The 6,000-nt window shown below is 72.0% G+C and carries 6 protein-coding genes and 3 tRNA genes; 6 read left to right on the top strand and 3 right to left on the bottom strand.

Annotated elements, in window-relative coordinates:
- Positions 1-50 precede the first annotated feature (50 nt).
- From ACFYY7_RS18505 to ACFYY7_RS18515, 3 genes are read left to right on the top strand one after another with little or no spacing between them, the layout of a single operon-like run.
- Positions 51-458, top strand: coding sequence for a hypothetical protein (locus tag ACFYY7_RS18505; RefSeq protein WP_388662601.1), 408 nt, complete (start codon positions 51-53; stop codon positions 456-458).
- Positions 459-515: 57 nt separating this feature from the next.
- The gene (locus ACFYY7_RS18510; protein ID WP_388662603.1) at positions 516-1,334 is read left to right on the top strand and encodes a DsbA family protein; all 819 of its coding nucleotides are present in this window, start codon (positions 516-518) and stop codon (positions 1,332-1,334) included.
- Positions 1,331-2,182, top strand: a complete 852-nt coding sequence (locus ACFYY7_RS18515) for a cytochrome c biogenesis CcdA family protein (protein WP_388662605.1) — start codon at positions 1,331-1,333, stop codon at positions 2,180-2,182. Before ACFYY7_RS18510 ends, ACFYY7_RS18515 begins: the two co-directional genes overlap by 4 nt.
- A 38-nt stretch (positions 2,183-2,220) precedes the next feature.
- Here ACFYY7_RS18515 and ACFYY7_RS18520 read toward each other — a convergent pair.
- From ACFYY7_RS18520 to ACFYY7_RS18530, 3 genes are all read right to left on the bottom strand, one after another.
- Positions 2,221-2,297 (bottom strand) — tRNA-Phe (locus ACFYY7_RS18520).
- Positions 2,298-2,319: 22 nt separating this feature from the next.
- Positions 2,320-2,394 (bottom strand) — tRNA-Asp (locus tag ACFYY7_RS18525).
- A gap of 39 nt (positions 2,395-2,433) precedes the next feature.
- Positions 2,434-2,506: transfer RNA gene (locus tag ACFYY7_RS18530), tRNA-Glu, on the bottom strand.
- Between the two features lie 181 nt (positions 2,507-2,687).
- On the opposite strand from ACFYY7_RS18530, the gene ACFYY7_RS18535 reads away from it, so the two are divergent.
- The 3 genes from ACFYY7_RS18535 to ACFYY7_RS18545 form a co-directional block, all read left to right on the top strand.
- Entirely contained in the window at positions 2,688-3,038 is a 351-nt protein-coding gene (locus tag ACFYY7_RS18535) for a metallopeptidase family protein (protein ID WP_206433537.1), read from the top strand.
- A gap of 220 nt (positions 3,039-3,258) precedes the next feature.
- On the top strand, positions 3,259-3,837 hold the full coding sequence (locus ACFYY7_RS18540; protein ID WP_388662607.1) for a hypothetical protein: 579 nt from the start codon (positions 3,259-3,261) through the stop codon (positions 3,835-3,837).
- Between the two features lie 239 nt (positions 3,838-4,076).
- Positions 4,077-6,000: DEAD/DEAH box helicase (locus ACFYY7_RS18545; RefSeq protein ID WP_388662609.1), on the top strand; the 1,924-nt coding region annotated here is incomplete at its 3' end.

Below are 6,000 nucleotides of genomic sequence, written 5' to 3' on the forward strand. Positions count from 1 at the left end.
ATTTCGGGCAGCTGACCACCCGTTGCCCCTGTCCGGAAAGGCCGGTCGCCGTGTCCCGTACGCAGTGGTGCTGCCTGACGGCGGTGCTCGCGGTGGTGCTGGGGCTGTTCTGCGGACCGGCGACGGCGGTGACCGGCGGCGGTGCCTCGCCCGCTGCCATGGTCGTGGCCGCCACCACGGCCAGCTCGGACGGCCCTGCGGACACGGACGCCCCGGTGGTGGCGACGGACTCCGACCGGCATCCGACGCCGGGATGCGGCAGGACGAGAAAGCCCGACGACACGCCCGCGCTCCCGGGCCGGGCCCGTGCCGCGTACGACCAGGCCCCCGGCCTCGCCGAGTGGGGCCTGCCCGCCGCCACCGGGCCCGGACCGGTCCACCCACCCGTGCGGCTGAAGCTGCGCACCCCCGCGCCCGCCGCCCCCACTCCCGTCGAACTCTCCGTGCTGAGGGTGTAGCCGGCCCGCCCGCCCGGCCACCCTCTTCCCTTCCGCCTCACCAGCACGGAGTTCCGCATGTCCAAGTCCCCGTCCACGTCCTCGCGCAAGCCCGCTTCCAGGAAGCCGGTGATCTACGGCGCCGGAGTCGTCCTCGCCGCCGCCCTGCTCGGCTTCGTCTCCTACAAGGCCACCACCCCCGACCACTCGGGCTCCGGTTCCTCCTCGGTCGCCGATGTCACCGCCGACCCGGACGCCGGCGTCTACCCGGAGCTGGCGAAGCTCGCCCGTCGCGACGCCGGCGACAAACTCGCGCAGGGCCGCGCCGACGCACCCGTGGTCCTCATCGAGTACGCCGACTTCAAGTGCGGCTACTGCGGCAAGTTCGCCCGCGACACCGAACCCGCCCTGGTCAAGAAGTACGTGGACAACGGCACCCTGCGCATCGAGTGGCGCAACTTCCCGATCTTCGGCGCCGAGTCCGAGGCCGCCGCCCGCGCCGCCTGGGCCGCCGGGCAGCAGGACCGCTTCTGGCAGTTCCACGCCGCCGCGTACGCCGAGGGGGCCAAGGAGAAGGGGTTCGGCAAGGGCCGCCTGAAGGAGCTCGCCCGGCAGGCCGGAGTCGCGGACCTCGACCGGTTCGCCCGCGACGCGGACAGCGCCGCCGCCTCCGCCGCCGTCGGCAAGGACCAGGAACAGGGGTACGGAATCGGCGCGACGTCCACCCCGTCGTTCCTGATCAACGGCCGCCCGATCGCCGGGGCCCAGCCCATGGAGACCTTCACCTCGGCCATCGAGGCGGCGGCCGAGCAGGCCCGCAACACCGATGACGCCAAGAGCAGCAAGGCCGCCGAGAGCGGCAAGGGCTCCCAGGGCTCCGGGGACGATGCGAAGTGACCGCTGACATCGGCTACTTCGCGGCCTTCCTCGGCGGGCTGCTCGCCCTGGTCAGCCCGTGCAGCGCGCTGCTGCTGCCCGCCTTCTTCGCCTACTCCATCGATTCCGCCTCGCGCCTGCTGGCCCGTACCGGCATCTTCTACGCCGGTCTGGCCACCACCCTGGTGCCGCTCGGCGCCGCCGGCTCGTACGCCGGACGGCTCTTCTACCAGCACCGCGACGCGCTGGTCCTCGGCGCGGGCTGGCTGATCATCGCGCTCGGCATCGCGCAGATCATCGGCCTGGGCTTCGCCTCGCGCCGGATCGCCGCCCTCAGCGGCCGGATCCGCCCGACCACCGCCGTATCGGTCTACGCGCTGGGCGCCGTCTACGGGCTGGCCGGCTTCTGTGCGGGCCCGATCCTCGGCAGCGTCCTCACCGTGGCGGCGGTCAGCGGCAGCCCGGTCTACGGCGGACTGCTGCTCGCGGTCTACGCCCTGGGCATGGCGGTCCCGCTCTTCCTGCTCGCACTGCTCTGGGAACGTTTCGACCTGGGCCGACGGGCCTGGCTGCGCGGCCGCGCCTTCCGGCTGGGCCGTTTCGAGCTGCACACCACGACCCTGCTGTCCGGGCTCTTCTTCATCGCGCTCGGCGCGCTGTTCCTCGCGTACGACGGGACGACGGCGCTGCCCGGACTGCTGGACGTGGACGATTCGTTCGCCGTGGAGCAGTGGACCCAGCGCATCGGCGAGCACGTGCCGGACGCCATGGCGCTGGTGGCCGTGGCCGCGGTGGTGCTGCTGGTTCTGGCGGTACGGGCGTGGCGCGGCCGTGCGGGCGTGAACCCGGCGGACCGGGAAGAGGTCTGACACGGCGAAGGCCCCGTCCACCGGACGGGGCCTTCGGGTGGTGGCTGGGGCCGGGATCGAACCGGCGACCTATCGCTTTTCAGGCGATCGCTCGTACCAACTGAGCTACCCAGCCACGCAGCTCATAAGGGCTGCAGCGGTCCTGACGGGATTTGAACCCGCGGCCTCCACCTTGACAGGGTGGCGAGCACTCCAAACTGCTCCACAGGACCAAGCTAATGTGCGAGACAAGTCTCGCACACGGTTAAGCGTGCCCCCAACGGGATTCGAACCCGTGCTACCGCCTTGAAAGGGCGGCGTCCTGGGCCACTAGACGATGAGGGCTAAGGGCCCACCTGCGCGCTTTCCAGCGCGTCGGGGACGTGAGAAGCATATGGGATGGCGGCGGCTATCGCCAAAACGGTTTACGCGAGCACCCGGCAGGGGTGCCTGCCCCGTCGCGGAGATGTTGGTACGGGCCGTCCGGACCGGGGCGCCGGGACCGTCGGTACGGGACAATGGCGGGGTGCTGGAGATGACGCGCGAAGAGTTCGAAGAACTGGTCGCCGAGGCGCTGGACCGGATCCCGCCGGAGCTGACGCGGCTGATGGACAACGTCGCGGTGTTCGTCGAGGACGAGCCCGACCCGGGGGATCCCGAGCTGCTCGGGCTGTACGAGGGGACGCCGCTGACCGATCGCGGCGAGTGGTACGCGGGGGTGCTGCCGGACCGGATCACCATCTACCGCGGGCCGACCCTCCGGATGTGCGAGTCCCGCGAGGACGTCGTCGCCGAGACCGAGATCACGGTCGTCCACGAGATCGCCCACCACTTCGGTATCGACGACGCGAGGCTGCACGCGCTCGGCTACGGGTGAGCGGACCGCTCCCCGCCGGACCGCTCCCCGCCGGACCGCTCCCCGCCGGAGCCGCAGCCCGCTCGGTGGTGTGCGTGCGGAAACGCCGTGGGAGGCGTGCGGGTGGTGTGCGGGACGGGAGTGGGGCGTGTCCCCGGTGGGACAAAGGGAGTTGGGCACGGAGCCCCCCTCTTCTCCCGTACCGCTCCGCCCCCTCTTCGTACCCCCGGAGGTGCCTCTCGTGCGCCAGTTGTCCGTCCCCGTCCGATGGGCGGCCGTCGTCGCCGCGACGGTCGCCGCGTCCACCGGCTGCATGAGCATCGGCGACGACGGGGGGAAACCGGCACCGTCGCCCTCTCCGTCGCCCGAGCACGCAGGGAGCGCCGCCCGGCCCGACGGCGGCACCGTGGCGGGTACCGGCAGGGTCCGTGGTGGTGGCGGCAGGGCCGAGGCGCACTCCGAGCGGGAGGTCGCCGAGTCGCCGGAGCCGAGCGGCTCGGCCGGGGCCCCGGCCGCCCCCGGTGACGTACGGCCGGGCGGGGAGCAGGGCGGGGGCGCCGAGCCGGGCCGGGGTGGTCCGGTGCCGACGCCCTCCGCCTCGCAGCCCGGTCCCGGGGTGCCGGAGCAGCCCGCTTCGCCCACGCCGTCCGGGCCGGCGACCCCCGAGCCGCCGGACACGCCCGAGCCGGAGCCCTCCGAGGCGTCGCCGCAGCCGTCCGCCTCGCCGGCCGCACAGCTCCGCAACGAGGCGATGGAGGCGTCGGAGGTGTCGCGTCCGCTGCGGACTCCCGAGGTATCGCCGCAGGTGGGGCCGGTCTAGCGGGGGGTGGGAGAGGGCCGGTTTGCGCGATGTGGGGTGGAGTGCGTATGGTAGTAGATCGTTTGATCCCATTGCCCGGCGCCGAAACAGAAGCGCGCCGTGTGGCGCGTACTCTCCCTTGCCGTGGCTGGACCGCATTGAGGCGGTCGAAATTGCGAATCACGGAGTTACGGGCGCGTGCCGAGACTCCGGAAGGTTTCGCATTTCGCATGTCAATTTCCAGTTCTGACCACACCGTCATGCCCGAGAACATCGAGAACGACGAGCTCGTCGAGGCCGCAGAGGCCGTGATCGCCGAGTCCGCCGGTTCCGTCGAGGCCGACGCCCCCCAGGCCGAGCAGGCCGACATCGACTCCGCCGAGGCCGAAGCAGAGGCCGACGCGGACGCCGAGCCGACCATCACCTTCGCCGACCTGGGTCTGCCCGAGGGCATCGTCCGCAAGCTCGCGCAGAACGGTGTGACGGCGCCCTTCCCGATCCAGGCCGCGACCATCCCGGACGCCCTGGCCGGCAAGGACATCCTGGGCCGTGGCCGTACCGGCTCCGGCAAGACCCTCTCCTTCGGTCTGCCGACCCTGGCCACGCTGGCCGGCGGCCACACCGAGAAGAAGAAGCCCCGCGCGGTCATCCTCACCCCGACCCGTGAGCTCGCGATGCAGGTCGCGGACGCGCTTCAGCCGTACGGCGACGTGCTCGGCCTGAAGATGAAGGTCGTCTGCGGCGGTACGTCGATGGGCAACCAGATCTACGCGCTGGAGCGCGGTGTCGACATCCTCGTCGCCACCCCGGGCCGGCTGCGCGACATCATCAACCGGGGCGCCTGCTCCCTGGAGAACGTCCAGGTCGCCGTCCTCGACGAGGCCGACCAGATGTCCGACCTGGGCTTCCTGCCCGAGGTCACCGAGCTGCTCGACCAGGTTCCGGTCGGCGGTCAGCGCATGCTCTTCTCCGCCACGATGGAGAACGAGATCGGCACGCTGGTCAAGCGCTACCTGGACAACCCGGTGAGCCACGAGGTCGACAGCGCCCAGGGCAACGTCACGACCATGACGCACCACGTCCTCGTCGTGAAGCCGAAGGACAAGGCGCCGGTCACCTCCGCCATCGCCGCCCGCAAGGGCCGCACCATCATCTTCGTCCGCACCCAGCTGGGCGCCGACCGTATCGCCGAGCAGCTCGTCGAGGCGGGCGTCAAGGCGGACGCGCTGCACGGCGGCATGACGCAGGGCGCCCGTACCCGGGTGCTCGCCGACTTCAAGGACGGCTACGTCAACGCGCTCGTCGCGACCGACGTCGCCGCCCGCGGTATCCACGTGGACGGCATCGACCTGGTGCTGAACGTGGACCCGGCCGGTGACCACAAGGACTACCTGCACCGCTCGGGCCGTACCGCCCGCGCCGGCAAGTCCGGTGTCGTGGTCTCGCTGGCGCTGCCGCACCAGCGCCGTCAGATCTTCCGCCTGATGGAGGACGCGGGCGTCGACGCCTCGCGCCACATCGTCGGCGGCGCGGGCGCCTTCGACCCCGAGGTCGCCGAGATCACCGGTGCCCGTTCGCTGACCGAGGTCCAGGCCGACTCCGCGAACAACGCCGCCAAGCAGGCCGAGCGCGAGGTCGCCGACCTGACCAAGCAGCTGGAGCGCGTCCAGCGCCGCGCCGGTGAGCTGCGCGAGGAGGCCGACCGCCTCGTCGCCCGTGCCGCCCGCGAGCGGGGCGAGGACCCCGAGGCCGCCGTGGCCGAGGTCGCCGCCGAGGCGGAGGCCGCGATCGAGGCCGCCGTCTCCGTGCCGGAGCAGCCCGCCGCCCGTGACGACCGTCGCGACGACCGGGGCAACTTCGACCGCCGGGACAGCCGTGGCGGCGACCGTGGTGGCTACCGCTCCAACGATCGCCGGGACGACCGCGGTGGTGACCGTGGTGGCTTCCAGCGTCGTGACGACCGTTCGTCCGGTGGCTTCCGCCGTGACAACGACCGTCCGTCGTTCAACCGGGACCGTCGTGACGACCGTCCGTCGGGTGGCTTCCGCTCCAACGACCGTCGTGACGACCGTGGTGGCCGCTCCTTCGACCGCCGTGACAACGACCGTCCGTCGTTCAACCGCGACCGTCGTGACGACCGTCCGTCGGGTGGCTTCCGCTCCAACGACCGTCGTGACGACCGTG

Origin of the sequence: Streptomyces sp. NPDC001933 (assembly GCF_042890955.1) — a bacterium.
Lineage (GTDB): Bacteria > Actinomycetota > Actinomycetes > Streptomycetales > Streptomycetaceae > Streptomyces.

Bases quoted from the DNA above. Each gene is read 5' to 3' on its own strand.
- ACFYY7_RS18510 (WP_388662603.1), top strand. From the start codon at position 516: ATGTCCAAGTCCCCGTCCACGTCCTCGCGCAAGCCCGCTTCCAGGAAG.